Here is a 24258-nt window from a genome sequence, read left to right as displayed (position 1 = left end):
AGTCCCCTTAAGCCTGCAACGTTATTGTTTCGATTCGGTGCTGGCGTTTTCCTGGCTGGAGGAAATTGCACGTGCTTTGATACCCGGATGAATACGTTGCAAACCGGAAACGATCACCCGATCGCCAGCCTGCAAGCCAGAGGTGACAACCCACTGGTCACCGATGGCTTTGCTGGCTTCGATTTCGCGTAGCTGCACGACATCGTCTTTATCCAGAATGAGTGCCGTTGCTTTACCCTGGGCGTTGTGGGTGACGCCTTCCTGCGGCACCAGTAATACATTCTGGCGGCTACCTTCATCCACTAATGCCGTGACATACATACCTGGCAGCAAATCACCATTGGGATTGGGGAAAATTGCCCGTAAGGTCACGGACCCCGTGGTTTCATCCACCGTCGGGTCGGAGAATTTCAGCGTGCCGGTCTGGCTGTAACGTTTACCATTTTCCAGATTGAGCTGTACTGGCGTACTGCCCTGAACCTGTTTGATTTGTCCACTGGCGACCTCTTCTTTCATGCGCAAAAAATCCTGCACCGACTGCGTGAGATCGACATAAATCGGGTCCAGACGTTGCACGGTAACCAGTGAATCGGCTTGATTAGCGGTAACGAGTGCGCCGACGGTCACCGATGATTTTCCGCTGACGCCCGTAATCGGCGAGGTGACATTCGCGTATTGCAGGTTGATAGTCGCCTGTTCAACAGCCGCTTTGGCGACGGTGACATTGGCTTCTGCTTCATTCAGCTGGGTGCGTGCGGTGTCGTAATCCTGACGGCTAACGTAGTTGGTCTTCAGCAATGATGCCTGGCGGTTAAAGGTGATGCGGGCATTGCTGGCGGTTGAGAGTGCTTTCGCCAACGAGCCTTTGGCGGAGTTTAGATCGGCCTGTAAAGGCGCAGGATCAATCTGATACAGCGAATCGCCCTGGTTCACTTTATCGCCTTCGATAAAGTTGCGTTTAATGATAATACCGCCCACCTGGGGGCGTATCTCGGCAACTTCATAAGGAACGGTTCTACCGGGCAATTCGCTCAACACATTGACCGAACCGGGGGAGAGTGTGACGACACCGACCTCAGGCGTCATGGCGGCGGCGTTTTCCGTCGATTTGTCATCGCAGGCGGTGAGCATCGCGCCGCAGAATAACAACGGTATTAACAGTTTTCTTCTTCTGTTCATTTTAGTCCCTGAAAATTCTTGAGATATAACGGTTCTTTAAATTGCGCGCGAGGAGAGGTATGAGGGATTTACAGACCAGCGGCATAGTGGGGTTGTCAGCCAGTAAGATGGGATGCAAGCACAGTGATCGACATGGTGAGGTCAACGACAAAAAAAATGTTGCCGTTCTGCCAACAGTTCCTGCCAGCATTCGGGCAACGAAGGGTTCTACTGGTGGATACACATACCAGGGGAATAAAGTCGTTTTCGCCTCTCCTTTAGTCATCACCGGGGATAATGAAATCAGCATCTGCATCCCTCTTCATGCCTGCCATCATTTTCAGTTAATTATGTCCTGACTAAAAATAAGATGTGATACCCAGGGTGACGATGTCGCTCATACGTCTTAGTTTCAGCTTGTACATAATGTTGAATTTCTGAATCTTTAATGTTTGTTGCGAAATATTGAGCGTTGACGTGATATTGCTTTCGTTTTTGTTTTTCAGAATTAGCTGCATAATTTTGAACTGATTATGTGAAAAACATAATTGTGAATTCTTATGAGGCAAGTGTTTACCATAAGTAATCTCAAGAAGATTTTTGATACTTTCTTTGCGGCTGACAAAATAAATAGGCGCTTTAGCTTTTAGTTTACTGATGTGATAAGGTGCCAAAACAATAATTCTCTCGGCGTCTAATTTCTCCAGAAATTTAATCGCTTCTTCATCAAGGATATGGTTGTGATAGGTATCAATGATAACCTTGAAGGGTTTATTACCTACTTTTTTGATCTCTGACAGGGAATTGATTTTTATCATTTCGTGATTATCTTTCAACTGCCAAAAGCCCTGTAAAAGAAAAGAATCTTTCGTCATGAGAAAAATCATAACTTACTCCTTAGCCGTTATCGTTTCGAACATGTCATCCTTTTCATTATTTACATCCCTGTCCGAATCGTTGTTCAATATAGTAAACGCCTATAAGAACCTTGCCCTTCGTGAACTAATACGTCTATTAACACTAATCAATACTTCAGATTTATCCATCACGCACTCCATATATTGATCCTAAGTAAAATTCCTGGTTGTTATCAGATTGTAAGCTGCAAACAAAAAATTAACGTTTGCGGATTACTGCCCAAGAATAAGTTATCAATAACCAGTTTGTGATCTCTGAAGAATATTACTAAAGTTAAAATGTAATCCGATTTAAATATCGAGTCTCCTTGTTTCGACTTAAGCTGGCAATTGGATTGCCAGCTTTCTTTTAACGCATTGAAATTACCTGAGTAAATAACTCATTCATGTCTTCAGGTTTTTATATAGCGTCTGGAGACACGGATATTTATGCAATGTAATCAACGCCAGTTGCAAAAAAATGAACCCGGATTACTTATTTAACCGCCCATAGCATCAACGTTTACGGAACTCTTTGTTCACTTTCCCACAGCACTTTTAAAACATTAAACCTGACTACGGAAAATATCAGCCATGATAATGTTTGAAATGGCTAATTTGCCATGCAATGAAAAAAATCAGATAAAATTCAGTAGGTTGAAATACTCATCAGCAGGTAATTATTTCAATGATAGCGCGCAATTGATCTAAAATGCTGTGTAGCGGAGAGAGTATTAATTGGATCATAGTCACATCAAGTGACTATGATCCAGGTGGCAATAGGGATAATTATTGCTTTTTAACAAACAAACTGGCGAAGCTGAACAGGCTAGCGGCGCTAAATATCAGTTCAATTCCCACTAGTGTGGAAACCAGCGTTACAGAAACCATCGGCGTTGCACCAAGGAATATCCAGGCAATGACGATATCCAGCACACCAATAACGAGCTGTAGCCAACTGCCTTTCATTGAACGCTGACGATACCAACTCATCAGACGAATAACTCCTGCCACACAGAACAAACCGGCAATAAATGCCGCAATGGCAAAAATGCCCAGCTCCGGTGCGCGGATGAAGAAATAGCCGATCAATAAATAGGCGACTGCGACGAGGAAACCGGATAATACCGGCCAGAAATTATGACTGCGGTTGCTGAATAGCCCGACAATAAGCGCAATGCCCGAGCAGATTAATAATGCACCCACTACTGTGCTTAAAATGTCGCCAGAGACGAACGGAAAACTGATACACAGCAACCCGACGATAAACAGCAGCACGGCAATAAACTGGATTGCTCTGCGATGTTTTTTAAGCATCTCCAGATCAAACTTCAAAATTGTTGCCTTATCTATATATAACATAGAACCACCCTATAAAATTAAGAAGAAAATCCCCTGCTATCAATCTATGCCAAAAACGCGTCTAAGAATGCAGTCGATTTAATAAAAATTTCCTAATTACAGTATCTGATGCATCTGTAACTTATTGTATTGAAATAAAAATATCTGATTTTGATATTTTCCATCAACATGACATATACAGAAAACCAGGTTATAACCTCAGTGTCGAAATTGATTCGTGACGGCTCTTTCACTTTATAGTTGAGGATATTACGATGAAAAAAGTATTAGGCGTTATTCTTGGTGGTCTGCTTCTTCTGCCAGTTGTGAGCAATGCAGCGGATGCGCAAAAAGCAGCTGATAACAAAAAACCGGTCAACACCTGGACCTGTGAAGATTTTCTGGCTGTGGACGAATCCTTCCAGCCAACTGCAGTTGGTTTTGCTGAAGCACTGAACAATAAAGATAAACCAGAAGATGCGGTTTTAGATGTTCAGGGTATTGCAACCGTAACCCCAGCGATCGTTCAGGCTTGTACTCAGGATAAACAAGCCAACTTTAAAGATAAAGTTAAAAGCGAATGGGACAAAGTTAAGAAAGATATGTAATTCCGGGAATACGTTACATCGTACTTCCTTGCATATTGAACAGGTAGGAATACCTTCTTCAAAAGCAGCTATTCCTTCTGTTCATATTTAATCTCTATATTGAATGGGTTACAAAATGAATATTTCATCTCTCCGTAAAGCGTTTATTTTTATGGGCGCTGTAGCGGCTTTGTCACTGGTGAACGCACAATCTGCGCTGGCAGCCAATGAATCCGCTAAGGATATGACTTGCCAGGAATTTATTGATCTGAATCCAAAAGCAATGACACCGGTTGCGTGGTGGATGCTGCATGAAGAAACAGTTTATAAAGGTGGTGATACTGTTACTTTAAATGAAACCGATCTTACTCAAATTCCTAAAGTGATCGAATACTGCAAAAAAAATCCGCAGAAAAATTTGTATACTTTCAAAAATCAAGCATCTAATGACTTGCCGAATTAATGGGGCACAAGTAAAAAGGAGTAGCAAGTTGAGCCATCTTGCTGCTCCTTTTTGCATTTTTATATGACAGCAGAATTTATTATACGTCTTATACTCGCGGCAATTGCCTGTGGCGCTATTGGCATGGAAAGGCAAATGCGCGGCAAAGGAGCAGGGTTACGCACACATGTATTAATTGGCATGGGAAGCGCCCTGTTTATGATTGTTTCGAAATATGGTTTTGCTGACGTGCTGTCTTTAGATCACGTCGGACTGGACCCCAGCCGTATTGCTGCTCAGGTAGTGACGGGTGTTGGGTTTATCGGTGCGGGTAACATTCTTGTTCGTAACCAAAATATTGTGGGTCTGACGACGGCAGCCGATATCTGGGTGACTGCCGCCATTGGTATGGTTATTGGTAGCGGTATGTACGAACTGGGTATTTATGGTTCAGTGATGACCTTGCTGGTGCTGGAAGTCTTTCATCAATTAACCTTCCGCCTGATGAATAAAAATTACCATTTACAGCTGACATTAGTGAACGGTAATACGGTATCAATGCTCGACTGGTTTAAGCAGCAAAAAATAAAAACGGATTTAGTTTCGTTGCAGGAAAATGAAGATCATGAAGTGGTCGCCATTGATATCCAGCTTCATGCCACGACGTCGATAGAAGATCTGTTGCGATTATTAAAAGGTATGGCAGGGGTGAAAGGCGTTTCAATTAGCTAATCTGTGTGGTAGCGAAATCACACTCGCCACCCTACTGGAAATTCACACCAGATAATCAATATGCTGATGGCGTACCAACTCATTGATCCGCTTAAGATTGAGGATCATCATGATATTGTGTTTATGGCAGTAGAACGTTTTTAGCGATATTTTCAGTTTCTCCAGAATATCTTCCGTTGTCATTTGATTCGCAATGCAGCTTAGAACCTGATGCTGCTTGCGCGAAAGGGACACATCCGCTTCAGGCACAGAGCAGTAACTGCCATTGATGAGTGCGACAAAGTCGATGATGGTGATAGTTCGCGGAACAAAGGTCACCGGTACTTTCCCCAGGCAGCGTTTAATATTAAAGGGAGAGAAAATAATCACATGGACAGGTTTTAATCGTTCAATCTGAGTGAGCAAATTAGAATGAAATACATTATTCATTAATGTATCAATAATGACGAAGGCATGCTGATGCAACATTACGTCGATCTCTTCTTCGTTCTGTATATGAACGACATTACCTTTGCTCAGAATGTTTTTCATCGCAGTGAAGAACATCGTATCCCTGGTAATTATAAGAAACATAACCGACTCCTGGTGCGGACATTAACTTTATAATCAGTTTGCCAAAGGTAATTAACAGGACAGGGCTTATAATAATAATAGTTAGCTGGCTGTGTATTAATTTAATGTAATGCATGATGCAGATGCTGAGAAAGCATCTGCATCTCTCGGTGGTGTTATTTGACCAGCTCAGGTGTTACTTGACTCACCGCATTGGTGTAGTAAGGCGCGCCCCAGCCCGGTTCCGGCCAGAATGCACCATAGCCGTAATCCCACAGGTTATAGGTGGTATTAACCACTTCTCTCAAATGCCACACCTGGATTCCCTGCATATTCACTTCCAGGAAGTTATACGGGACTTTATTGATAAAGCCAGGTTGTTCACCCTGAATGGTACCGAGGATGGTAACAAAGTGATTACGATAGTTCACTGGATCAAGGAAGCCGCTTTGTCTGGCGAGCAGTCGGCCCTGATAGTTGGCTTCAATATCAGGCTTCGCATAGCTATCCAACGGTAATACAGCGATTTCTAACAACGTATCCGTTTTGCCATTGATAACGTTGATAACCTTCCCGCCAAAGCGCGCTTGTTGACCAACATATAACCCCGGCTGGTTATGAACAGCAACAAAACTTTTTTGAATATCAGGTTGGTTATTGCCTTTGATATTTTGCGGAATTGAACTACATGCGGCAAGCAAAAATGAAAGGCTGAGGATGAGTGCACCTTTTGTCATGTTCATGTTACTATCCTTATCAACAAATATTAAAACCATAATAGATATTTCTTTATAGTTTTCATCTGATTCTGAGGCGATATGCCTGATAGTAACGTAAACCTGTCTGATGTTTATATCCCTTCTGTTTAGTTTTATTCTGTTAATTTTGGGGCGTGACATGAGTATCCATCGCCCCATAAAATAGCCTTTTTTTAAAGGTACATAAAATCTATTTTTATTCAATACTTATAAAGCGCTAATGTTCAATATTATGGGATTATATTCTGGTAATGATTTGATAAGCGAATTCTTTTGCCAGTTGGTATTTCTATTTCCACCCCATAATTTATAGTTTTTTCATCAGGTAGCGATCTCTTTAAATAAGGTGCGTATGACATTTTTTTAGGATGAAACGTATCGTGTTGAAATATTTCGAATTGATATTCAGACATTTCTGCCCATGTTTGAATTTTATTGTATCGGGAGAGTGTCGTAAAGGCTTTAACTTGCTTATAACATTGTTTTTGGAATTCTTGCTGATATTTTATTATGTCGTTGTATGAAAGATTATTTACCCTGGTTTCTAATAATTCTATTATTGTCGAAGCAATTTCCGCTTTTGCTCTTAAAGAGTTGTCATTAATGGTTAATAATGTTGAAAATAAACCATTGATTTGTTTGTCAACATATTGTTCATCTTTATGTAATTTTGTGATAGGGTTTTCCTTATGTGAAAAAATAGTATCAAATAAATTTGCGTCAGTGAAGTTTACATTAAGTAGATCTTCGAAATAAAACCTTGACAAGGTTAGAACGAACCCGGACAGGTCCTGTCCTGTCATATTGAAATCAATAAAGTTGGTTCCAGCAAAGACTTTCATCCTGTTTTCATTTTTACTGTGCTCAATATACAACCTTGTCATTTTTTGGTACAAGCGTTGAATATCTTTTATATCAGTTGGTAGATCAGTTCGTTGCCCAGAAAAATTTTTATTTTCGGAAGAAACGGTTTGGACACTGAATCTTACTGGTATTCCCTCTTCTACGAGAATTTTAGTTATGATTGGCTTATTGGGCTTAGGATTAAAGACAACAATGATTTTAGATTCAGAGTTTTTATTCTTTTCGTATCTAATGTTATTAATCTGATTAAGTATTGATTGTGTCTGTTGCGTAAGTGGTGTCGAACTTATCGTTTCAATGTTATTAATAAGTTTTACAAGTTGAGCCACAACTTTTGAGTAGTCTGCATTTGTATATGTGGTGTTCGTGTGGCACGCATTAATTTGTTGGAGTTGTTGTTTCGCTAAATCAAATTGTTCAGCGTTATATCCTTCTTCAGACAATGAAAAATTAACGGGTTGCTGTTCTTCCTGATTATCACAAGGCCACATCGGTGTGTTTGGTGTTTTAACATTGTCGGTATCTGTTGTGCGGTTATAAATATCGCCGTGATATGTGTTTATCATACCTGGGGTAAAGTCAATTGACATAACATTCCTTATTGTTCATCTATTTCGCTAAATTTTTGCAAATCGGAGAATTAGAACAGGAATGGATTTTCTTCTACGCGGAAATAAACACAATGCGTCATATCTTCCTGATATAATTACCTTTAACTTCCCTTTCATTTCCACCCGGTAATATTTGTGTATAAAAAAAGGGCAGTGATAGTATCGTAAAGGAAAACATTAACAACTATCAAAAAGCGCTCATTTTAAAAAGTTATGATGTTCTCCGATAGTGTGTGAAGTGATATTTTTGTGATGTTTTAGATGTGTAATAATGAACCAGGTTGAAGTGTATTTAAAAATGTGTTGTATTGGCGACTGAAATCTGCCCTTTAAAAGGGGGGATAGCACTGAGACAAAGAGGCATTGCTTCTCCGATAAAATGTCAGAGAAGCATGATTGCGTGGTGATTGTCGATTGATGACTTACTGACGGATCCGTCATCATTCTCAAAGCATTAGTTAAGTTATTTGTGATTTTTAAGGATTATCCTATCTATGATTTTCTACTCAGAAGGATAAGACACTCACAATGCTCCTTATAGTTTACTGCTGGCATCTATTTAAAATAGCATTTGAGTCAAATAGCCCATCAAGATAGCCATACCTAAGATAACCGTCAGGAATGCAACTATCATCGGTATTCTGAACATTGATTTAAGTAATATCACTTCCGTCAGGCTTGCTCCGGCACTGCCGATGATTAATGCCATTAATGCTCCCGGACCCATTCCTTTTGTCATCAGAACAGATGCCAGAGGGATAACCGCCTCTGCCCGGATATACAGCGGGATTCCGACAACGGCGCTCAATGGGATGGCGAAGGGATTATCTGCCCCTGCATGAGCGGCAATCCACTCTGAGGGAATAAAGCCATAAATAAAAGAGCCTATTAATACCCCTAACAAAAGATATGGCAGTACATCTTTAAACTGTTGCAACGCATCTTTGGTGGCTAGTTTTATGGGATTAATACTTACCACAGCTTTGGTACTGCAACAGTTTACTACAGGTTTCTCAATGGCTTTAGCCGCTGGACTACAGCAACTCACTTTTATTGGCGTATAAGTCGTCCCCGGCGAAGTTTTGGCTGGAGAGCAACAATTTGCTGATGAGCTTTTACTGGCAATGATATGACGTTCAAATCTCAGAGAATCCAGGATAATACTGGCAAGTACGGAGACGCCGGCGGCGATAATCGCGTACAACAAGGTAACTTTCCAACCAAAGGTCACCCACATTAACCCGACGATAATGGGATTAAGTAACGGTGAAACAAATAAAAAAGTGAGAGTCGGACCAAACCCGGCTTTCGCTGACAACAATCCACGTAGCATGGGTATTGTCGAGCAACTACAGAACGGGGTAACGGCTCCCAACAGAGCAGCCAGGAGATAGCCTCTCCCTTTTCTGGCCCCCATCATCTGCTGGATTTTATGGTCTGGCACCTTTTGTCTTATCAGGCTGACACCGGCACTAATCACTATAAACAGCAAAGAAAGCTCGACGGCGAGAAACACAAACATCTCTGCGGCATCTTGCAGCATCGCAAGCCAACTACTCATAAGTAACCTCATTGAATAAAACTATATTTCCAGAATAATCGAAATAAAGTTCAGATCAAGATATTTCTGGTATTATCGAAATATCAACCAGACAGAGGGGGTGACACATGCAATTGGAAGAGGTCGCTAAGGCACTGAAAGAGTTAGGTCATCCGACCCGTTTGTTCATATTTAAGCATCTGGTCAAAGCGGGGGAACAAGGTTTGCCGGTCGGTGAGTTGCAAAAGCAGCTTGGGATACCCGGCTCTACACTCAGTCACCATATTTCAGCACTGGTATCGGTAGGGTTGGTCAAACAAAACCGTGAGAGTCGGACGCTGATGTGTGTTTCGCAATACGCAATGCTGGAAGCGATAATTGAATTCTTACGTGAGGAGTGCTGCGTAAACAGCAAAACAGATAGCGAAGGAGCCACGAAGAACAAATAAGGGGGCATATCCCCCTATAGTTATTTCAGGCGTTTACCCGCTTCATCAACCACTTTCTCGCCATCTTCCTTGGTGAACGCGCCTTGTTGCGCATCTGGCAGAATTTCCAGCACGACTTCTGAAGGGCGGCACAGGCGAGTTCCCAGCGGCGTCACCACAATCGGGCGATTAATCAGAATCGGGTGCTGAAGCATAAAGTCGATTAACCGATCGTCAGTAAATTTATCTTCTGCAAGGCCCAGTTCCTCATACGGCTCGACGTTTTTACGCAACAGCGCGCGTACGGAAATCCCCATATCGGCAATGAGTTTGACCAGCTCATCGCGCGTTGGCGGTGTTTCCAGATAATAGATAATGGTCGGTTCTGTACCGCTGTTGCGGATCATCTCCAGCGTATTACGCGACGTGCCGCAGGCCGGGTTGTGATAAATAGTAATGTTGCTCATATCAGTATCTCATTACGATGTGAAAGAGAGACGAAGCGCCAGCGCGGTAAGCGTCACAAACAGCACCGGCAGGGTCATGATAATCCCTGTACGGAAGTAATATCCCCAGCTGATAGTCATATTCTTCTGCGAAAGTACGTGCAGCCATAGTAGCGTTGCCAGGCTACCAATCGGTGTAATTTTCGGCCCCAAATCGCAGCCAATCACGTTGGCATAAACCATCGCTTCTTTGATGACACCAGATGCCGTGCTGCCATCAATGGACAACGCGCCAACCAGTACCGTCGGCATATTGTTCATAATAGAAGAGAGGAAGGCGGTGAGGAATCCGGTGCCGAGTGTCGCCGCCCACAGGCCGTGATCCGCCAGCACGTTGAGTACTCCAGAAAGATATTCCGTTAGTCCGGCATTGCGCAGGCCATAAACCACCAGATACATGCCGAGCGAGAAGATGACAATCTGCCAGGGGGCACCGCGCAGCACTTTACCCGTATTAATCGCATGACCGCGTTTAGCGACGGCAAATAATATCAGCGCGCCCACTGCCGCAATGGCGCTTACCGGAATGCCGAGCGGTTCCAGGACGAAAAATCCCACCAGCAGAAGCAGTAAAACAACCCAGCCAGTTTTGAAGGTGGCAGGATCTTTAACCGCTTCTACGGGAGATTTAAGCAGCGCCATGTCGTAGTTCTGCGGAATATCTTTGCGGAAATAGAGATGCAACATCACCAGGGTAGCCAGTATTGCAGCGATATCCACCGGCACCATCACCGAGGCGTATTCGCGAAAGCCGAGGCTAAAGAAATCTGCCGAAACGATATTCACCAGATTGGAGACAATAAGCGGCAGGCTGGCGGTATCGGCAATGAATCCGGCCGCCATAACAAACGCCAGCGTAGTGCCTTTGCTGAACCCTAAAGCCAGCAGCATGGCGATGACAATCGGCGTCAAAATAAGCGCCGCGCCATCATTGGCAAACAGGGCCGCAACGGTAGCACCGAGCAGGACAATCCAGGTAAACAGCAAGCGACCGCGCCCATTGCCCCAGCGTGAGACGTGCAGCGCCGCCCATTCAAAAAAGCCGGACTCATCCAGCAGCAGGCTGATGATAATGACGGCAATAAACGCAGCCGTCGCGTTCCAGACGATATTCCACACCACCGGAATATCGCCCGGATGGACCACGCCAGTAACTAACGCCAGTACGGCGCCCAGTGTCGCACTCCAGCCGATGCCTAAACCTTTCGGCTGCCAGATAACCAATACGATGGTCAGGACAAAGATAGCGCCCGCCAGTAACATCATGCCTCCTGGATAAAACACATTCGAATATTCATATGTGTTTAGATAAATTTTTTAACTACAAATATTCTTACTGTCTGCGGAACAATTTTGTCTGGCGAGGTTACGGACAATCACCTGAACCTTTTCCTGTTCGCATCGCCAGGCCTGCTCAATAATTTTCGCCGCCCATGCTGGAATATGCGGCGATAAACGGTAATGAACCCACTTTCCTTGCTTGCGGTCCAGCAATAGCCCACTTTCACGCAGTAATGCCAGATGGCGGGAGATCTTGGGCTGCGACTGATCGAGGGCAGTGCACAGATCGCAGACGCATAACTCTCCCAGTTCGCTGAGCAGTAAAACGATGCCCAGACGGGTTTCATCGGCAAGAATTTTGAAGAGTTGGATGGGTAACAGAAATGACATATTGCGCTCCTGATTGTTGCACTTAGTGTCTCTCTTCGAAGCGGATAAGTCAAAAACATATATGTTTTAACGAATGCATAAGTGCAAAAGTAAGTAATAGGTGTGAATTTTGAGTTGGGTATTCATTTGAAAGGAAGGCTGAATCAGGATGTAAAAAAACCGACTTTGCGTCGGTTTTTTACTCTTCAGCCAGAGTTGGTGGCTCTGGCTGGAGTGAGAATGCCCACATCTAACGGTTCAATACTATTAGCCAGTGGCTAACATTGCAAGCGTTAGCGATTTCTTCAGCTGGCGAAGGGACAGTTTGCTATACATGGTGGTGAAAGAGGATTGATATACTTTCATCGGGTCGCTGCCGTACCAAGCCTTGTCCGAATCCGGACGTAAAAAAACCGACTTACGTCGGTTTTTTTACTCTTCAGCCCTGAGTTGGTGGCCCTGGCTGGAGTGAGATAGCCATCATCTAACACATCAATGCTAATACCATACTGAAACTATTGCAAGGACATGCTGGTTTTATAACCCGCAAGTACTGTATGATTATCCAGTTGGCTCTGAGGCATTTTCACTCTGGCAATGCGCATAAACGCTTTCAAAGTCCTGATCAGTGGTACGGGTGGTGCCGTTAACTGATGCTCTGGCCGGAGTGAGATAGTCGTCATCTAACAATGAGGCATGCGCCGTGACAGGCAGTGGATGAGTAAGCGGATGCATTCTCACTCCATCGCATGGAGAAAACGGGTGATTGATAAAGCAATCATCGTTCTTGGGGCGTTAATTGCGCTGCTGGAACTGATCCGCTTCCTGCTTCAGCTTCTGAACTGATAGCGGAAACGTAACTAAGGGCAAAGAGCACACCACTCTTTGCCCTTTAACATTTAACGCATGGTAACGAACTCTTCTGCCGCCGTTGGGTGAATGGCGACGGTATTGTCGAAGTCTTTTTTGGTTGCGCCCATCTTCAGCGCCACTGCGAAGCCCTGCAACATTTCATCCATACCAAAGCCAATGCCATGAATACCGACAATCTTCTCTTCCGGTCCAACGCACACCAGCTTCATGCGGCACGGCTGGCGGTGAGTGGTGACGGCGGTATACATCGCGGTGAAAGAGGATTTATACACTTTCACCTGATCGTCGCCGTATTGCTCGCGCGCCTGCGGTTCCGTTAAACCAACAGTCCCAATCGGCGGATGGCTGAAGACCACGGTCGGAATATTGCTGTAATCCAGATGCTCATCCGGCTTGTTATTAAACAGGCGTTCAGAGAGGCGGCGGCCTGCTGCAACTGCCACCGGTGTCAGTTCCACTGCGCCCGTGTTATCGCCCACCGCGTAAATACCTTCAACGCTGGTATTTTGATATTTATCGACGACGATATAGCCTTTTTCGTTGGTTTTTACGCCAGCGGCTTCGAGGTTAATGTTGTCATTGGCAGGCTCGCGACCAATCGCCCAAATCAGGCAATCCACCGTTTCACTGCGACCATCTTCCAGCTCCAGCGTCAGGCTGCCATCGGCATTTTTCACTACCGCTTTCGGGATGGCGTTGGTGTGCAACTGCGGACCTTCGGCGTTCATCACTTCGACCAGCGTTTCAGAGATCATCGGGTCGAAGCTGCGCAGCGGCGCATGTTTACGAACAAACAGATGCGTTTTCGCGCCGAGGCCGTTAATCACGCCCGCCAGTTCAACGGCGATGTAACCCGCGCCAACAACCGCTACACGCTCTGGCAAAGCAGGAAGGGCGAAGAAGCCATCGGAATCAATACCGTATTCCACGCCCGGAATATCCGGGTGGCTCGGGCGACCGCCGGTGGCGATCAGGATATGATCGGCCGTGATGGTTTCGCCGTTTACTTCAATTGTTTTGGCATCAACGAAGCGGGCAAAGCCTTTGATTACATCAACGTTATTTTTACCGAGCACGTTTTCATAGGAGGTATGAATACGGTCGATATAGGCGGTACGGCTGGCGATCAACGTTTCCCAGTTGAACTTATTGATGGTGGTATCGAAACCATAATCCGGGCCGTACATGTGGATCGCTTCACGGATTTGCGCCGCGTGCCACATCACTTTTTTCGGCACGCAGCCAACATTCACGCAGGTGCCGCCCAGTTCTTTGGCTTCAATCAGCGCGCATTTCTGACCGTACATAGCCGCGCGGTTGATGGAGGCGATACCGCCGCTGCCGCCGCCGATGGCGATGTAATCATAGTGTTTAGTCATGACATATTGTCCTTATCGTTGATTACCGCGATTGTAGCGCGAGACGTAATAGGTGCCAGCGATGGCTGCAATTACTCTGGCACGATCCAGCTTACGGTGGCATGCCCGGTGCCAGCCGGAACCAGTTTGCTGTGCAACCACGGCAACACGTTATTCATCTGCTGTTCCAGTTTCCACGGCGGGTTAATCACAATCATGCCGGAAGCGGTCATGCCACGGCGATCGCTGTCTGGCAGTACCGCCAGTTCAATTTGCATAATCTTGCGAATACCGGTCGCTTCCAGCTCGTGGATCATGCGCTTGATTTGCTGACGCAGCACCACTGGATACCACAGCGCGTAGACGCCTGTGGCAAAACGTTTATATCCCTCGTTAATGCCGCTGACCACCGCCTGATAGTCGGTTTTCATTTCATACGGCGGGTCGATAAGGATTAAACCACGGCGAGAAACCGGCGGCAGCTTGGCTTTAAGCTGCTGGAAACCGTCGGCTTTTTCCACACGCGCACGGCTGTCTTTCTGAAATTCAGCACGCAGCAACGGGTAATCGCTCGGGTGCAGCTCGGTCAGTTGCAGACTGTCCTGCTCGCGCAGTAGCTGGCGAGCAATCAACGGCGAACCTGGGTAGTAACGTAACTGCCCGCTACGGTTAAAATGTTCCACCACGCTGATGTACGGTTCCAGCTCCGCAGGCAGATCGTCCTGCTGCCAGATACGGGCGATACCTTCGAGATATTCGCCGGTACGCTCGGCATGTTCACTGCCTAACTGATAACGCCCCGCACCCGCGTGGGTATCCAGATAGAGAAACGGTTTATCTTTCTCTTTCAGTGACTCGATGATCAGGCTCTGAACGGTATGTTTAAGGACGTCGGCGTGGTTGCCAGCGTGAAAGCTGTGGCGATAACTGAGCATGGGTAAAGGTGTTCCGGTAAGTAAAAATCGGCCCGTATTCGGGGCGCACAAAAGCCTATCAGGACAGTATACCGAAAAGAGGCCGTCGCCGCGAAAGCGTAACGTTTCTCATTGAAATTCACTACACTTAACCCCATGCTACACACATTATGTAAAGCGCCTGTTGAGCGCTTCCTTAACCTCTTTAACCAGGACTGCGCTAATGACGAATCCGTTACTGACTCCCTTTGAATTGCCTCCGTTTTCTAAAATTCTCCCGGAACATGTCGTTCCAGCCGTGACGAAGGCATTGAATGACTGCCGCGAAAATGTGGAGCGCGTAGTAGCGCAAGGGGCACCGTACACCTGGGAAAATCTCTGCCAGCCGCTGGCGGAAGTAGACGATGTGCTGGGGCGTATCTTCTCCCCGGTCAGCCACCTGAACTCGGTGAAAAATAGCCCGGAACTGCGTGAAGCCTACGAACAAACCCTGCCACTGCTGTCGGAATATAGCACCTGGGTAGGGCAACATGAGGGGCTGTATAAAGCGTACCGCGACCTGCGCGATGGTGATCATTACGCCACGCTGAATACGGCGCAGAAGAAAGCGGTTGATAACGCCCTGCGTGATTTTGAACTCTCTGGCATCGGTCTGCCGAAAGAGAAACAGCAACGCTACGGCGAAATTGCTACCCGTCTTTCCGAGCTGGGCAACCAGTACAGCAACAACGTCCTTGATGCGACGATGGGCTGGACCAAACTCGTTACCGACGAAGCGGAACTGGCGGGTATGCCAGAAAGCGCGCTGGCGGCGGCAAAAGCCCAGGCCGAAGCGAAAGAACTGGAGGGCTACTTGCTGACGCTGGATATCCCAAGCTATTTGCCGGTAATGACCTACTGCGACAACCAGGCCTTGCGTGAAGAGATGTATCGCGCTTACAGCACTCGCGCTTCCGATCAAGGCCCGAACGCCGGTAAGTGGGATAACAGCAAGGTGATGGAAGAGATCCTCGCGCTGCGTCACGAACTGGCGCAACTGCTGGGCTTTGAAAACTACGCCTTTAAATCCCTTGCCACTAAAATGGCAGAAAACCCGCAGCAGGTGCTTGATTTCTTAACCGATCTGGCAAAACGCGCCCGTCCGCAGGGTGAAAAAGAGCTGGCACAGCTGCGCACCTTCGCCAAAGCCGAATTTGGCGTCAATGAGTTGCAGCCGTGGGATATCGCTTACTACAGCGAAAAACAAAAACAGCACCTCTACAGCATCAGCGACGAACAGCTGCGTCCGTACTTCCCGGAAAACAAAGCGGTTAACGGCTTGTTTGAAGTGGTGAAACGTATTTACGGCATCACCGCCAAAGAGCGCAAAGATGTTGATGTCTGGCATCCGGATGTCCGTTTCTTCGAACTGTATGACGAGAACAACGAACTGCGCGGCAGCTTCTACCTCGACCTGTATGCCCGTGAAAACAAGCGTGGCGGGGCGTGGATGGATGACTGCGTAGGCCAGATGCGTAAAGCCGACGGTTCGCTGCAAAAACCGGTCGCGTACCTGACATGTAACTTCAACCGCCCGGTGAATGGTAAACCAGCGCTGTTTACCCATGACGAAGTAATCACGCTGTTCCACGAGTTCGGTCATGGTCTGCATCATATGCTGACCCGCATTGAAACCGCCGGTGTATCCGGGATCAGCGGGGTACCGTGGGATGCGGTCGAACTGCCGAGCCAGTTTATGGAAAACTGGTGCTGGGAGCCGGAGGCGCTGGCGTTTATCTCCGGTCACTATGAGACTGGCGAACCGCTGCCGAAAGAACTGTTGGATAAAATGCTGGCGGCGAAGAACTACCAGGCGGCGCTGTTTATTCTGCGTCAGCTGGAGTTCGGCCTGTTCGATTTCCGTCTACATGCAGAATTCCGTCCGGATCAGGGGGCGAAAATCCTCGAAACTCTGGCAGAAATCAAGAAACTGGTTGCCGTGGTACCGTCTCCGTCCTGGGGCCGCTTCCCACATGCATTTAGCCACATCTTTGCTGGTGGTTATGCGGCAGGTTACTACAGCTACCTGTGGGCCGATGTGCTGGCGGCAGATGCCTTCTCGCGTTTTGAGGAAGAGGGCATTTTCAACCGTGAAACCGGACAGTCGTTCCTCGACAACATTCTGAGCCGTGGTGGTTCAGAAGAGCCGATGGATCTGTTCAAACGCTTCCGTGGTCGTGAACCACAACTGGATGCGATGCTGGAGCACTACGGCATTAAGGGCTGATCATTCAGTGAAAATCTGCTTAATTGATGAAACAGGCACCGGAGACGGTGCCTTATCTGTTCTGGCGGCTCGCTGGGGGCTGGAACATGATGAAGACAACCTGATGGCGCTGGTGTTAACACCGGAGCATCTGGAACTGCGCAAGCGTGATGAGCCAAAACTTGGCGGCATCTTTGTTGATTTTGTTGGCGGAACGATGGCGCACCGTCGCAAATTTGGCGGTGGACGCGGTGAGGCGGTGGCGAAAGCGGTGGGCATTAAAGGCGATTATTTGCCGGACGTAGTAGACGCTACCGCAGGACTGGGGCGCGATGCCTTTGTGCTGGCTTCGGTCGGCTGTCGTGTGCGGATGCTGGAGCGTAATCCAGTCGTTGCCGCGCTGCTCGACGACGGCCTGGCGCGTGGTTATGCGGATGCGGAAATCGGCGGCTGGTTGCAGGAGCGTTTGCAATTAATTCACGCCTCCAGCCTGACGGCGCTGACTGATATTACCCCACGCCCGCAGGTGGTCTATCTCGACCCGATGTTCCCGCATAAGCAGAAAAGCGCGCTGGTGAAAAAAGAGATGCGCGTGTTCCAGTCGCTGGTGGGGCCGGATCTCGACGCTGATGGATTGCTGGAGCCTGCACGCTTGCTGGCGACCAAACGCGTGGTGGTAAAGCGCCCGGACTACGCGCCGCCGCTGGCGAATGTCGCCACGCCAAACGCGGTTGTCACCAAAGGGCATCGCTTTGATATTTATGCAGGTACGCCGGTGTGAAAGTAAAGCAGGGTAGTGTTATTGCTACCCTGTGTTCTGCAAGAATAATTAATGGCTTTCCGGCGTCTCAATCATGCGTTTCAGCCACGGCACCATCAACAGCATCACTACTGCAACGCCTAGCGTGACCAGACCAATCTTACCAAACACGTTGGTATAGACAGGCAACGTCTCAAGCGGATCGGTAATGTTGTCTGGTACTGCGGTAAATGTTGCCACATAGCCGCCCAGCAAGAACGCGGCAGCTTGCGTCAGGAACCACATCCCGAGAATAAAGCCCATCAAATGCTGCGGCACCAGGGCAGCAATCATCGCCAGGCCAAGGGCACTAATAAACAGTTCACCTAAACTCTGGAATAAGTAAACCAGCACGATAAACCATGGCGATGTCAGCCCTTGTGCATCAGCAAACCACATTCCCGCAGCGGCGGCTGTAAGAAAGCCCAGCGAGCACATAAACATGCCGAGAGTAAATTTCATCGGCATCGAGAGGTCTTTGCCTTTGTTACCCAGATGCGTGTAAATGCCTGCCAGTATTGGGCTGGCGAGTACCACCCAGAACGGGTTAAGCGCCTGGAAGCTGACCGGGTTGATGGAAAAGCCGAGAATTTCATGATGCACGTTGTTGATGGCAAAGAAGTTCAGCGACGTTGGCATCTGGGCGTAGAGAATGTAAAACACCACCGCTTCGAGCATCAGAACAAAGGCGACAAACATTTTATTACGCCCGGTTTTATCCAGCTTGAATGCCTGACGAAAGAAGATGATGGTGACGACGATGGAGAGAACAATCAGCACCAGATTGGCGACTTCTACGTTGTGCATCAGCCATGCACAGACGAAGATCATCACCACGCTGCCAAGTAACACGTACAACAGTTTGCTGAAGCTCATCGGGCGGAAGTCGGGTTCAGAACCAATGTCTTTCACCATTCCACGACAGGCGATGTAAACCAGTAGCGCGATAATTAACCCCGCACCGCACAGGTTGTAGGTGACTGAATAGCCGAATCTATCAGCGATCACAGGGGCCAACGATAACGCTATCAACGAGCCGATATTGATCGACATATAGAACAGGGTGAATGCGCCATCAAGCCGCGGATCTTTCGGTGGATAGCACTTCGAAAGCAAGCTGGCAGGGTTAGCTTTAAACAGGCCGTTACCGACAGCGATAGTCCCCAGGGCGATGAAAATCAGGTCAGGCTTAAGTAGCGACATGCCGGTCATGAAGTAGCCAATCGCCAGCACAAGTGCTCCGAGAACAATGGTGCGTTTGGTCCCCAGCAGGTGGTCGCCGACATAGCCGCCAATGGAAATGAGGCCATAGACCAGCGCAGCAAACGCACCAAAAGTGACAAAAGCCTGCTCTTGCGAGAATCCAAGCTGTTTAACGAAGAAAACCGCCAGTACGCCCTGCACGCCGTAGTAGCCGAATCGCTCCCATAACTCGACAAAAAAGATCATGAAAAATGGGCGAGGTTGCTGCAGCATCCCCATGGGTGTTGTTGTATTCATATTTATTAACCTTCCAATACCATCCTGAAAAGTATGAACGCGTAAGGGATAACGCGCGAAAAAGTTTACATCTGTCAGAGATTCTTAATATTGATGCGGTGAATAGATTAATACACTATTACAACAGAAAATAACCAGCTGATCACACTAATGATGGAAAATATGATGGTGTTAAATGTTGTATTGGCTGGGGATTTTGATTGCGTACGCAGATCGTAGGCCAGATAAGGCGTATACGCTGCATCAGGTAACAAGGCGCGCCAAAAAGCAAAACGCCCGCATATGCGGGCGTTCAGGCACACGTCGTGGAGGGAAGATTATTCTTCTTCGTCGCGCAGCGGAACAATCAGCATATCAACGTGAACGGTGTTGATCAGCTGACGTGCGGAAGACATCAGTTTGCTCCAGAAGTCCTGGTGGTGACCACAAACCACCAGATCCATATCGTATTTCTTGATTGCATCGACCAGAACCTGGCCCAGATCGCCGCTGCCGCTCAGGGTTTCAGTGATTGGGTAGCCTGCATTAGTGGAAAGCTCGGTCAGCGCATGATGTGTCTCTTCAGAGATGCGTTTCTGCATATCACCCAGATTCACATCAATAAGCCCGGTGTATAGGTCAGAGTAGTTTACATCTACGTGGATCAGAGAAACTTTCGCATTGTAGGGGCGAGCCATAGAGACTGCTTTCTCTACCAGAACTTTGCTTTCCGGGGAGAGATCGACCGCGATGAGAATGTGTTTATAAGCCATAGTGTTACTCCTTCCATAAAGTTGTCGATGACTGGCCAGCTAGCGTTTCTTGTGCCGTTACGTCACCCGCGTCCTGCGAACTACGTGCGCGGGGCTAACCCAGCCGTAAAGATTCAGTGTTAAGACCATCCTTACCTTATAGCGACCCGGATGATCCGTCAATCCGCCTTGCTTACCCGTTAGATAAACAAATTTTCGGCATGAATATATTGATAGTGGTTAACCTTCTGGAAAAAAAACAACCTGATCTCCTACACTATCTATAGAGCCGCTCGGATGTTGGTCACCACAAAAGCGGTTTCTCCAGGACCTGGTGTTAACTGATTGGCAGCGTATCGGGAGCGGTAGCCCCGGGGTGGAACTCCGCGGGCAGGTCGCCGGGGAGGAGGTATGATAAGCACCGTCGCATTATTTTGGGCTTTATGTGTCGTTTGCATTGTTAACATGGCGCGCTATTTCTCATCACTACGCGCGTTGTTAGTGGTACTGCGTAACTGCGATCCATTGCTCTATCAATATGTTGATGGAGGGGGCTTTTTTACCTCACATGGCCAACCCAACAAACAGGTGCGTCTCGTTTGGTATATCTATGCCCAACGTTATCGCGATCATCACGATGATGAGTTTATTCGCCGCTGTGAGCGGGTGCGTCGGCAGTTTATTCTGACCAGCGCATTGTGTGGTCTGGTGGTGGTCAGCCTGATTGCATTGATGATTTGGCATTAAGCACTTCAGCAAAAATAACGCATAAAAAAAGCGGGCCAGCAAACTGACCCGCTCGAGACTGATTACAAACGCAAAATTGCCTGATGCGCTACGCTTATCAGGCCTTGTATTATCCCTCCTGTGCAGAGAAAATCGGCCAGTTTTCTCTGCCTGCAGTCCGCATGCCGTATCGGGCCTTAGGTTTTCAACCTGTTGCGTAGATTTATGCAGCGGACTGCCTTTCTCCCAAAGTGATAAACCGGACAGTATCATGGACCGGTTTTCCCGGTAATCCGTATTTGCAAGGTTGGTTTCACGATGGAACATGAACTTCATTATATCGGTATCGACACCGCTAAAGAGAAACTGGATGTCGATGTGTTGCGTCCTGATGGTCGTCATCGCACCAAAAAATTCGCTAACACCACTAAAGGGCACGATGAGCTGGTGAGATGGCTGAAGGGTCACAAGATTGACCATGCGCATATCTGCATCGAAGCGACCGGCACCTATATGGAACCTGTCGCAGAGTGCCTTTACGATGCAGGTTACATAGTGTCAGTCATTAATCCTGCGTTGGGTAAAGCTTTCGCTCAGAGTGAAGGACTGCGTAACAAGACTGATACCGTGGATGCGCGCATGCTGGCAGAGTTCTGTCGTCAGAAGCGCCCTGCAGCCTGGGAAGCGCCTCACCCGCTTGAACGCGCGTTGCGTGCCCTGGTAGTACGCCACCAGGCGCTGACAGATATGCACACGCAGGAACTGAACCGCACTGAAACGGCGCGGGAAGTCCAGAGACCGAGCATTGATGCTCACCTTCTGTGGCTTGAAGCAGAGCTGAAGCGTCTTGAGAAGCAGATAAAAGACCTGACAGACGATGATCCGGATATGAAACACCGCAGGAAACTGCTGGAAAGTATCCCGGGTATCGGAGAGAAAACATCTGCGGTATTACTGGCTTATATAGGTCTGAAGGACCGCTTCGCCCATGCCAGACAGTTCGCCGCTTTTGCGGGTCTGACACCACGGCGTTATGAATCAGGCAGTAGTGTGAGAGGGGCAAGCCGGTTGAGTAAAGCCGGACATGTGTCGCTTCGCAGGGCGTTGTATATGCCTGCAATGGTAGCCACCAGTAAGACTGAGTGGGGACGGATGTTCCGTGACCGTCTGACGGCTAATGGCAAGAAAGGAAAGGTGATTCTTGGCGCGATGATGCGCAAGCTGGCACAGGTGGCGTATGGAGTGCTGAAGTCAGGCGTGCCGTTCGATGCGTCACGGCATAATCCGGTAGCTGCGTAAAAATCGCGGAAGGGATGAAAAAAACAGCGCCTGACGGCGCTGTGTCTGGCATGCCTGCAATCTGGGAAACCAGGGTAGAAAAAAACTTGCAGGCCATAACAGTATCTACATAATCTCTGCAATCTATTGAATTTGCATGTTTTTGTAGGCCGGATAAGGCGTTCACGCCGCATCCGGCATGAACAAAGCGCACTATGTCAACAATCTGAAGCGGGCCAGCTGACCCGCTCGTTTTTGTGTGTGCGATTACAGGAACTGCAAGGAGAGCCAGTACAGCCCGCCGGAAAGCAGTACCGCAGCCGGAAGGGTAAACACCCAGGCCATCAGAATGCTGGTCACGGTTTTACGCTGTAAGCCGCCGCCATCTACCACCATCGTCCCCGCGACAGAAGAGGAGAGTACGTGGGTAGTGGAAACCGGCATCCCGGTATAACTCGCCAGGCCGATAGACACTGCCGCAGTCATCTGGGCAGACATCCCCTGAGCGTAGGTCATGCCTTTCTTACCGATTTTCTCACCGATAGTCGTTGCCACACGACGCCAGCCAATCATCGTACCGATACCTAACGCCAGCGCGACCGCCATGATGATCCACACCGGCGCATACTCGATGGTGCTAAGCATGTCGGACTTCAGTTTCTTCAACAGGCGCTGATCGTCAGCACTCACGCCTGGCATCTTCACCACTTTGTCGATAGTGTCAGAAACGCACAGCATAATGCGGCGCATCTGGCTACGTTGATCAAGCGACAGCTTGTCGTAGCTTTCCACATCAGTAGTCAACATGCCTTTCAGGCGGTTGAGCGCGTTAATGGTATTCGACGGATGGCAATGGAACTCCGCAGGTTGCGTTGCGCCAGCTTCCGGAGCCGGTACTAACTGATCAGCACCGGTAGCCTGTTTCAGCAGCGCAGGGTGCTGCTCAAAGTAAGCTTCCACGTTGTTGATGGCATCACGGGTACGGGTGATTTCGTAGCCAGTGGCATTCATATTCACCACGAAGCCTGCTGGCGCGACGCCAATCAATACCAACATAACCAGACCAATGCCTTTCTGACCATCGTTCGCGCCGTGCGAAAACGCCACGCCGATAGCGGAAAGGATCAGCGCAATACGCGTCCAGAACGGCGGCTTTTTCTTGCCGTCTTTCTTTTCACGCTCCGCTGGGGTCAGGTGGATACGGGCGCGTTTCTTGGTGCCGCTCCAGTAGCGGCGCAGCAAGAAAATCAGACCGCCAGCAAACACCAGGCCGACAATAGGGGAAACGATCAGAGAACCGAAAATACTTAATACTTTCGGGATATTGAGTGCATCCACCACTGACGTCCCGGTCATCAACGCATTGGTTAAACCAATCCCGATGATCGCGCCAATCAGCGTATGAGAGCTGGATGCAGGTAAACCAAAGTACCAGGTACCCAGGTTCCAGATAATCGCCGCTAATAACATAGAGAACACCATGGCAAGGCCATGAGACGATCCCATATTAAGCAGCAGATCCGTCGGCAGCATATGCACAATGGCATAGGCAACACTCAGACCACCCAGCAAAACACCCAAAAAGTTGAACACCGCCGCCATAACCACGGCGAGCTGAGAACGCATCGCGCGGGTATAGATAACGGTTGCCACGGCGTTGGCTGTGTCATGGAAACCATTGATGGCTTCGTAGAACAGCACAAAAGCCAGTGCAAGCAATAATAACAGCCCGGTATGCAAATCCAGGCCAGCAAACAAATGTAGCATAG

General features: G+C 47.9%; 27 protein-coding genes. 11 read left to right on the top strand and 16 right to left on the bottom strand.

What is annotated here, in order from left to right; translation table 11 throughout:
* Nucleotides 1-21: 21 nt before the first annotated feature.
* Nucleotides 22-1131: a multidrug transporter subunit MdtE gene (gene mdtE / locus QUE74_RS22055; RefSeq protein ID WP_311023917.1), complete on the bottom strand. Its 1110-nt coding sequence runs from the start codon at nt 1129-1131 to the stop codon at nt 22-24.
* A 107-nt stretch (nt 1132-1238) separates the two neighbouring features.
* Here mdtE and QUE74_RS22050 point away from each other — a divergent pair, with 107 nt between their 5' ends.
* Nucleotides 1239-1517: a hypothetical protein gene (locus QUE74_RS22050; protein ID WP_001205315.1), complete on the top strand. Its 279-nt coding sequence runs from the start codon at nt 1239-1241 to the stop codon at nt 1515-1517.
* Here the strand turns inward: QUE74_RS22050 and gadE are convergent, their stop codons facing one another.
* Entirely contained in the window at nt 1518-2045 is a 528-nt protein-coding gene (gene gadE, locus QUE74_RS22045) for an acid resistance transcriptional activator GadE (protein WP_000576690.1), read from the bottom strand. It lies immediately after the preceding gene.
* 798 nt (nt 2046-2843) lie between these two features.
* Nucleotides 2844-3416 (bottom strand): acid-resistance protein HdeD, encoded by a 573-nt coding sequence (gene hdeD / locus QUE74_RS22040; RefSeq protein ID WP_000965671.1) that lies wholly within the window; start codon nt 3414-3416, stop codon nt 2844-2846.
* 254 nt (nt 3417-3670) lie between these two features.
* On the opposite strand from hdeD, the gene hdeA reads away from it, so the two are divergent.
* From hdeA to QUE74_RS22025, 3 genes are all read left to right on the top strand, one after another.
* Nucleotides 3671-4003 (top strand): acid-activated periplasmic chaperone HdeA, encoded by a 333-nt coding sequence (gene hdeA, locus QUE74_RS22035; RefSeq protein WP_000756553.1) that lies wholly within the window; start codon nt 3671-3673, stop codon nt 4001-4003.
* Between the two features lie 115 nt (nt 4004-4118).
* Nucleotides 4119-4445, top strand: coding sequence for an acid-activated periplasmic chaperone HdeB (gene hdeB / locus QUE74_RS22030; RefSeq protein ID WP_001298717.1), 327 nt, complete (start codon nt 4119-4121; stop codon nt 4443-4445).
* A gap of 63 nt (nt 4446-4508) precedes the next feature.
* Nucleotides 4509-5156, top strand: a complete 648-nt coding sequence (locus QUE74_RS22025) for an MgtC/SapB family protein (RefSeq protein ID WP_001296814.1) — start codon at nt 4509-4511, stop codon at nt 5154-5156.
* Between the two features lie 42 nt (nt 5157-5198).
* On the opposite strand, the gene QUE74_RS22020 is transcribed toward QUE74_RS22025, so the two are convergent.
* The 4 genes from QUE74_RS22020 to QUE74_RS22005 all read right to left on the bottom strand — a co-directional run bounded on the left by QUE74_RS22020 (nt 5199) and on the right by QUE74_RS22005 (nt 9502).
* Nucleotides 5199-5729: a helix-turn-helix transcriptional regulator gene (locus QUE74_RS22020; RefSeq protein WP_000478615.1), complete on the bottom strand. Its 531-nt coding sequence runs from the start codon at nt 5727-5729 to the stop codon at nt 5199-5201.
* Nucleotides 5730-5884: 155 nt separating this feature from the next.
* Nucleotides 5885-6451: an outer membrane lipoprotein Slp gene (slp, locus tag QUE74_RS22015; RefSeq protein ID WP_001057453.1), complete on the bottom strand. Its 567-nt coding sequence runs from the start codon at nt 6449-6451 to the stop codon at nt 5885-5887.
* 245 nt (nt 6452-6696) lie between these two features.
* A complete protein-coding gene (locus QUE74_RS22010) occupies nt 6697-7920 on the bottom strand; it encodes a hypothetical protein (RefSeq protein WP_000020655.1) in 1224 nt (407 codons plus the stop codon).
* Nucleotides 7921-8500: 580 nt separating this feature from the next.
* Complete coding sequence (locus QUE74_RS22005; RefSeq protein WP_001355011.1) at nt 8501-9502, bottom strand: permease; 1002 nt, start codon at nt 9500-9502, stop codon at nt 8501-8503.
* Between the two features lie 107 nt (nt 9503-9609).
* Between QUE74_RS22005 and QUE74_RS22000 the strand changes: the two genes are divergently transcribed.
* Entirely contained in the window at nt 9610-9930 is a 321-nt protein-coding gene (locus QUE74_RS22000; protein ID WP_001175591.1) for an ArsR/SmtB family transcription factor, read from the top strand.
* Nucleotides 9931-9950: 20 nt separating this feature from the next.
* On the opposite strand, the gene arsC is transcribed toward QUE74_RS22000, so the two are convergent.
* The 4 genes from arsC to QUE74_RS21980 all read right to left on the bottom strand — a co-directional run bounded on the left by arsC (nt 9951) and on the right by QUE74_RS21980 (nt 12800).
* The gene (arsC, locus tag QUE74_RS21995) at nt 9951-10376 is read right to left on the bottom strand and encodes a glutaredoxin-dependent arsenate reductase (RefSeq protein ID WP_000065787.1); all 426 of its coding nucleotides are present in this window, start codon (nt 10374-10376) and stop codon (nt 9951-9953) included.
* Between the two features lie 12 nt (nt 10377-10388).
* Nucleotides 10389-11678 carry an arsenite/antimonite:H(+) antiporter ArsB gene (arsB, locus tag QUE74_RS21990; protein WP_000922644.1) on the bottom strand — a complete coding sequence of 430 codons (1290 nt, stop codon included), beginning with the start codon at nt 11676-11678 and terminating at the stop codon, nt 10389-10391.
* Between the two features lie 54 nt (nt 11679-11732).
* Nucleotides 11733-12086, bottom strand: a complete 354-nt coding sequence (gene arsR, locus QUE74_RS21985; protein WP_000008961.1) for an As(III)-sensing metalloregulatory transcriptional repressor ArsR — start codon at nt 12084-12086, stop codon at nt 11733-11735.
* Nucleotides 12087-12626: 540 nt separating this feature from the next.
* Nucleotides 12627-12800 (bottom strand): hypothetical protein, encoded by a 174-nt coding sequence (locus tag QUE74_RS21980; RefSeq protein ID WP_001355010.1) that lies wholly within the window; start codon nt 12798-12800, stop codon nt 12627-12629.
* 27 nt (nt 12801-12827) lie between these two features.
* Between QUE74_RS21980 and dinQ the strand changes: the two genes are divergently transcribed.
* Nucleotides 12828-12911, top strand: a complete 84-nt coding sequence (gene dinQ, locus QUE74_RS21975) for a damage-inducible type I toxin DinQ (RefSeq protein ID WP_001295215.1) — start codon at nt 12828-12830, stop codon at nt 12909-12911.
* A 53-nt stretch (nt 12912-12964) separates the two neighbouring features.
* Here the strand turns inward: dinQ and gorA are convergent, their stop codons facing one another.
* A complete protein-coding gene (gene gorA / locus QUE74_RS21970; RefSeq protein WP_000160796.1) occupies nt 12965-14317 on the bottom strand; it encodes a glutathione-disulfide reductase in 1353 nt (450 codons plus the stop codon).
* 71 nt (nt 14318-14388) lie between these two features.
* Nucleotides 14389-15231 carry a 23S rRNA (adenine(2030)-N(6))-methyltransferase gene (rlmJ, locus tag QUE74_RS21965; RefSeq protein WP_001355009.1) on the bottom strand — a complete coding sequence of 281 codons (843 nt, stop codon included), beginning with the start codon at nt 15229-15231 and terminating at the stop codon, nt 14389-14391.
* A gap of 202 nt (nt 15232-15433) precedes the next feature.
* Between rlmJ and prlC the strand changes: the two genes are divergently transcribed.
* Nucleotides 15434-17476, top strand: coding sequence for an oligopeptidase A (prlC, locus tag QUE74_RS21960; RefSeq protein ID WP_001355008.1), 2043 nt, complete (start codon nt 15434-15436; stop codon nt 17474-17476).
* Between the two features lie 7 nt (nt 17477-17483).
* Nucleotides 17484-18236, top strand: a complete 753-nt coding sequence (gene rsmJ / locus QUE74_RS21955) for a 16S rRNA (guanine(1516)-N(2))-methyltransferase RsmJ (RefSeq protein ID WP_000686622.1) — start codon at nt 17484-17486, stop codon at nt 18234-18236.
* 48 nt (nt 18237-18284) lie between these two features.
* On the opposite strand, the gene dtpB is transcribed toward rsmJ, so the two are convergent.
* Nucleotides 18285-19754 carry a dipeptide/tripeptide permease DtpB gene (gene dtpB, locus QUE74_RS21950; RefSeq protein WP_001098654.1) on the bottom strand — a complete coding sequence of 490 codons (1470 nt, stop codon included), beginning with the start codon at nt 19752-19754 and terminating at the stop codon, nt 18285-18287.
* Nucleotides 19755-19919: 165 nt separating this feature from the next.
* Between dtpB and QUE74_RS21945 the strand changes: the two genes are divergently transcribed.
* The gene (locus QUE74_RS21945; protein WP_212591402.1) at nt 19920-19973 is read left to right on the top strand and encodes a hypothetical protein; all 54 of its coding nucleotides are present in this window, start codon (nt 19920-19922) and stop codon (nt 19971-19973) included.
* Nucleotides 19974-20071: 98 nt separating this feature from the next.
* Here QUE74_RS21945 and uspA read toward each other — a convergent pair whose 3' ends face one another.
* On the bottom strand, nt 20072-20506 hold the full coding sequence (gene uspA / locus QUE74_RS21940) for a universal stress protein UspA (RefSeq protein WP_000323571.1): 435 nt from the start codon (nt 20504-20506) through the stop codon (nt 20072-20074).
* Nucleotides 20507-20896: 390 nt separating this feature from the next.
* Here uspA and uspB point away from each other — a divergent pair, with 390 nt between their 5' ends.
* Nucleotides 20897-21232: a universal stress protein UspB gene (gene uspB / locus QUE74_RS21935; protein ID WP_000626187.1), complete on the top strand. Its 336-nt coding sequence runs from the start codon at nt 20897-20899 to the stop codon at nt 21230-21232.
* 297 nt (nt 21233-21529) lie between these two features.
* Nucleotides 21530-22510 carry an IS110-like element IS621 family transposase gene (locus tag QUE74_RS21930; RefSeq protein WP_000399529.1) on the top strand — a complete coding sequence of 327 codons (981 nt, stop codon included), beginning with the start codon at nt 21530-21532 and terminating at the stop codon, nt 22508-22510.
* A gap of 246 nt (nt 22511-22756) precedes the next feature.
* On the opposite strand, the gene pitA is transcribed toward QUE74_RS21930, so the two are convergent.
* Entirely contained in the window at nt 22757-24256 is a 1500-nt protein-coding gene (gene pitA, locus QUE74_RS21925) for an inorganic phosphate transporter PitA (RefSeq protein ID WP_000902780.1), read from the bottom strand.
* Nucleotides 24257-24258: the final 2 nt, after the last annotated feature.

Origin of the sequence: Escherichia sp. 10290 (genome assembly GCF_030295155.1) — a bacterium.
Lineage (GTDB): Bacteria > Pseudomonadota > Gammaproteobacteria > Enterobacterales > Enterobacteriaceae > Escherichia > Escherichia coli_F.
Note: the sequence above shows the minus strand (reverse complement) of the source record. Positions and strands in the feature narration are given on the sequence as shown.

What these genes read in the sequence shown, in the direction of transcription:
- uspA (WP_000323571.1), bottom strand. Translation starts at nt 20,506, where the DNA reads ATGGCTTATAAACACATTCTCATCGCGGTCGATCTCTCCCCGGAAAGC.
- hdeB (WP_001298717.1), top strand. Translation starts at nt 4,119, where the DNA reads ATGAATATTTCATCTCTCCGTAAAGCGTTTATTTTTATGGGCGCTGTA.
- QUE74_RS21930 (WP_000399529.1), top strand. Translation starts at nt 21,530, where the DNA reads ATGGAACATGAACTTCATTATATCGGTATCGACACCGCTAAAGAGAAA.
- QUE74_RS22010 (WP_000020655.1), bottom strand. Translation starts at nt 7,920, where the DNA reads ATGTCAATTGACTTTACCCCAGGTATGATAAACACATATCACGGCGAT.
- mdtE (WP_311023917.1), bottom strand. Translation starts at nt 1,131, where the DNA reads ATGCTCACCGCCTGCGATGACAAATCGACGGAAAACGCCGCCGCCATG.
- QUE74_RS22050 (WP_001205315.1), top strand. Translation starts at nt 1,239, where the DNA reads ATGAGGGATTTACAGACCAGCGGCATAGTGGGGTTGTCAGCCAGTAAG.
- QUE74_RS21980 (WP_001355010.1), bottom strand. Translation starts at nt 12,800, where the DNA reads ATGCATCCGCTTACTCATCCACTGCCTGTCACGGCGCATGCCTCATTG.
- QUE74_RS22025 (WP_001296814.1), top strand. Translation starts at nt 4,509, where the DNA reads ATGACAGCAGAATTTATTATACGTCTTATACTCGCGGCAATTGCCTGT.
- pitA (WP_000902780.1), bottom strand. Translation starts at nt 24,256, where the DNA reads ATGCTACATTTGTTTGCTGGCCTGGATTTGCATACCGGGCTGTTATTA.
- hdeA (WP_000756553.1), top strand. Translation starts at nt 3,671, where the DNA reads ATGAAAAAAGTATTAGGCGTTATTCTTGGTGGTCTGCTTCTTCTGCCA.
- dtpB (WP_001098654.1), bottom strand. Translation starts at nt 19,754, where the DNA reads ATGAATACAACAACACCCATGGGGATGCTGCAGCAACCTCGCCCATTT.
- prlC (WP_001355008.1), top strand. Translation starts at nt 15,434, where the DNA reads ATGACGAATCCGTTACTGACTCCCTTTGAATTGCCTCCGTTTTCTAAA.
- QUE74_RS22000 (WP_001175591.1), top strand. Translation starts at nt 9,610, where the DNA reads ATGCAATTGGAAGAGGTCGCTAAGGCACTGAAAGAGTTAGGTCATCCG.
- arsC (WP_000065787.1), bottom strand. Translation starts at nt 10,376, where the DNA reads ATGAGCAACATTACTATTTATCACAACCCGGCCTGCGGCACGTCGCGT.
- slp (WP_001057453.1), bottom strand. Translation starts at nt 6,451, where the DNA reads ATGAACATGACAAAAGGTGCACTCATCCTCAGCCTTTCATTTTTGCTT.
- QUE74_RS22005 (WP_001355011.1), bottom strand. Translation starts at nt 9,502, where the DNA reads ATGAGTAGTTGGCTTGCGATGCTGCAAGATGCCGCAGAGATGTTTGTG.
- arsB (WP_000922644.1), bottom strand. Translation starts at nt 11,678, where the DNA reads ATGTTACTGGCGGGCGCTATCTTTGTCCTGACCATCGTATTGGTTATC.
- QUE74_RS22020 (WP_000478615.1), bottom strand. Translation starts at nt 5,729, where the DNA reads ATGTTTCTTATAATTACCAGGGATACGATGTTCTTCACTGCGATGAAA.
- hdeD (WP_000965671.1), bottom strand. Translation starts at nt 3,416, where the DNA reads ATGTTATATATAGATAAGGCAACAATTTTGAAGTTTGATCTGGAGATG.
- gorA (WP_000160796.1), bottom strand. Translation starts at nt 14,317, where the DNA reads ATGACTAAACACTATGATTACATCGCCATCGGCGGCGGCAGCGGCGGT.
- uspB (WP_000626187.1), top strand. Translation starts at nt 20,897, where the DNA reads ATGATAAGCACCGTCGCATTATTTTGGGCTTTATGTGTCGTTTGCATT.
- rlmJ (WP_001355009.1), bottom strand. Translation starts at nt 15,231, where the DNA reads ATGCTCAGTTATCGCCACAGCTTTCACGCTGGCAACCACGCCGACGTC.
- gadE (WP_000576690.1), bottom strand. Translation starts at nt 2,045, where the DNA reads ATGATTTTTCTCATGACGAAAGATTCTTTTCTTTTACAGGGCTTTTGG.
- arsR (WP_000008961.1), bottom strand. Translation starts at nt 12,086, where the DNA reads ATGTCATTTCTGTTACCCATCCAACTCTTCAAAATTCTTGCCGATGAA.